1 protein-coding gene is annotated in these 587 nt (G+C 50.4%); it reads left to right on the top strand.

Translation table 11 applies throughout. The annotated features are described in order from the left end of the window. On the top strand, nucleotides 1-587 hold a 587-nt coding region (locus ACWHAR_RS29805; RefSeq protein ID WP_452088781.1), incomplete at both ends, for an amidohydrolase family protein.

A 587-nucleotide genomic window follows, 5' to 3' on the forward strand; every position in this document is an offset into this window, starting at 1 on the left:
GTCCGGCCCGTATGTGGAGTTTGGTGCGATGAAAATCTTTGCGGACGGGGCGCTTGGCGGGAGAACGGCTTTGTTGAAAGAACCATATCAGGATGATCCATCAACAAATGGTGTTCAGGTTCACGATGACGAAACCCTTGGCCGGCTCATTCGCAAAGCGAGAGAAAAAGGGATGGAGGTTGCTGTTCATGCAATCGGAGATCTTGCTTTTGAAAAAGTGCTGAACGCAATTGAAAAGCATCCGCCCAAAAACGGCCGGCATGACCGGCTTATTCATGCCCAAGTGCTTGATAACGAATTAATCGAGAGAGCAGCACGCATGCCGATCGCACTTGATCTTCAGCCGCATTTCGTTGCAAGCGACTTTCCGTGGGGCATTGACCGTCTCGGAAAAGACCGGATGAAGACTGCATTTGCCTGGAAAACCCTCATATCTAAAGGCATTTTATGCGCGGGCGGTTCAGACGCCCCGATTGAGCCTGTTGACCCGCTTCTAGGGATCCAGTCCGCGGTCCTCCGGAAAAGCAGTCATGAGCAAAACGGGCCAAGCTATAATGAAAGTGAATGTTTAAAGCTTTATACAGAAG

Source organism: Bacillus sp. LR--39 (assembly GCF_053613335.1).